This is a genomic window from uncultured Cyclobacterium sp., from assembly GCF_963976465.1.
Classification (GTDB): Bacteria; Bacteroidota; Bacteroidia; order Cytophagales; family Cyclobacteriaceae; genus Cyclobacterium.
Genome location: NZ_CAXBOC010000656.1, coordinates 1 through 2,391, shown reverse-complemented (window position 1 = coordinate 2,391; position 2,391 = coordinate 1). Strand labels below are relative to the sequence as shown.

The following is a 2,391-nucleotide window of genomic DNA, read 5'->3' as shown; positions in this document are numbered from 1 at the left end:
TTGAATTTCCTTAGACCATTTCAACTACATCAATTGCGCTTTTAATTGATCCTGGGTTTACGGTTTACGAAAAAAAAATCCCTCCGCGGTGGCGGAGGGATATATGCATTAAAACTTAAAACCGGTTGGGTCGTGGGTTTTATTTATCTGAAAGCTCTCTACCTTCAAATATTTTGTCCAATAACTCGGTATTTTTTCCACCTGCATAGGATTCTCTTTCCTGAAGGAAATCCAAATACTCGTTCAGGTATTTTTGGGAGATTTCTGAATTGTCCCCATATTTTTCTCTTAGGCCATCCAGTTTTTCATGCAGTTCGGCTTGGATGTCGGCATAGGCAGGATCATCATAGACATTTTTCAGTTCCATTGGATCATTGATTCTGTCGATCAGCTCCCATTCATCTGCATCAAAATAGTAATGTACAAGTTTGTATTCTTTGGTCACAATACCGTAATGGCGCTTTACCATATGCACAGAGGGATATTCATAATAGTGATAATACACTGCATCTCGAGTCCATTCTCCTTCTCCTGTCAATAGTGGCAAAAGGCTTTCACCCTGCATGTCTGCGGGAGCTTCGATCCCTGCAGCAGCCAAGAAAGTTTGGGCAAAATCAAGGTTTTGAACCATCTCATTGGATTGAGTTCCGGGAGCTACTTTCCCGGGCCAAGCCACCAATAGAGGCGTTTTGAAAGACTCATCATAAATAAAGCGCTTGTCAAACCAGCCGTGCTCACCCAAGTAAAAACCCTGGTCAGAAGTATAAACAATAATGCTGTTATCCATCATCTCGTTGGCTTCCAAATAGTCCAGCACCCGTCCCACGTTTTCATCTACTGCTTTGATGGTACCCAAATAATCTTGCATATAACGCTGATACCTCCACTTCATCTTATCCTCATCTGTCATATTTGGATAAGCTTTTTTGAAATCTTCGATCATAGGATTGTAAGAAGCATCCCAAACAGCGCGCTGCTCCGGATTCATGCGTCCTACTTCTCCATCAAAGGCCGCCTTGTCCCAGCTGGAATTAGGAGCTATGCCCAATTCATCCATCACTGCCGGCGGAATTTTAGAATCTCCCGCCCAGTGCATATCGGTAAGCAAATTCATCTCAGCTTCGTGCGCCGCTCGACCTCTTCCTGAATAATCATCAAACAAGGTGGTAGGCTCAGGGAAAGTCTTTTGGGTAAACTCCGCTACATGCCTTCCAGCCGGGAGCCACTCCCTATGAGGTGCTTTGTGCAAGTAAAATAGTAGGAAAGGGTCTTCTTTGGTACGCTCTTTTTCCAACCAATTTAGCGTCATGTCGGTAATGATATCTGTAACATAACCCTCCACTTCAATTTTACCTTCATCCTTGGTGATAAAGACCGGGTTGTAATACTTTCCTTGGCCGGGCAAGATTTTGAATTGATCAAAGCCCTTAGGGTTGTTGCCAAAATGTAATTTACCAAACATGGCGGTCTGGTAGCCTTCCTCCTGAAAAATCTGAGGGAATGTTACATTGGTGGTATCAAAAGGAAAGTGGTTGTCTATCTTACCATTGATATGGCTGTGCTTTCCTGTCAATATGGTGGCCCTGGAAGGAGCACAAATGGAATTGGTCACTGAGGCGTTGGTGAAAAGCATACCCATTTCGGCAATCCTATCGATATTTGGCGTCTCAATCAGCTTATTGTCATAGGCAGATATGGCCTGATAGGCATGATCATCAGACATGATAAATATGATATTAGGTCGTTCGGCAGTCTCTTCCTTTTCAGCTGTTTGTTCACAGGCCGAAAGGCCAAGAACCGCAAGAAAGCCGGCTATTATTGGCGTATATTTTCCCATTAAGTATATAATTTATTGTTATGATTGGGAAAATTAGGGCTTTGGCTTAATAATTAAAAATGTTTTTCCAAATATAGGCGGATTATGTCATTTTGGGTAGTCCATTTTATTGATTTCCGTAAGGCCGATAAAATAGAAATGTCCGAAAACCCAAGAGGGTTTAAAAGCCTTACTTTTTGTAGATGTGTGCGGATTTGGGCTTATTAGGAGTAATATGCTATGTAAACTTGGGGCAGTACTAACAAACAATAAATTTTAAAACTGTAAACTTTTTTCAGGACGGGTCACTATTAAGTATTGATAAAAAAATCCCCCTGCCCTAAAGGGGATTTGTATAGTTCGAATTAGCGGATACATTTTTACATTTCACTTTCTCGGCCCAAACAAATTACACCAGATTGGTCTCAAAAGCCCTTTGCTGCAACTCCCCCTTAATCTAAGGGGGCTAGGGGGATTTTAACGAAAATGGAATAGCTGAATTGTCCAAAATTAAGTTTACCGATTATTATTCAAATACTACTTTGGGTTTACATTTCACGTAAAAAAATCCCCCT

General features: G+C 41.5%; 1 protein-coding gene. It reads right to left on the bottom strand.

All coding sequences use genetic code 11. From position 1 onward, the window contains the following. Positions 1-139 precede the first annotated feature (139 nt). Positions 140-1,837, bottom strand: a complete 1,698-nt coding sequence (locus AAC037_RS23515) for a sulfatase (protein WP_339906062.1) — start codon at positions 1,835-1,837, stop codon at positions 140-142. Positions 1,838-2,391 lie beyond the last annotated feature (554 nt).

Excerpts from the sequence above, each read along its gene's own strand:
- AAC037_RS23515 (WP_339906062.1), bottom strand. The coding sequence starts at position 1,837 with ATGGGAAAATATACGCCAATAATAGCCGGCTTTCTTGCGGTTCTTGGC.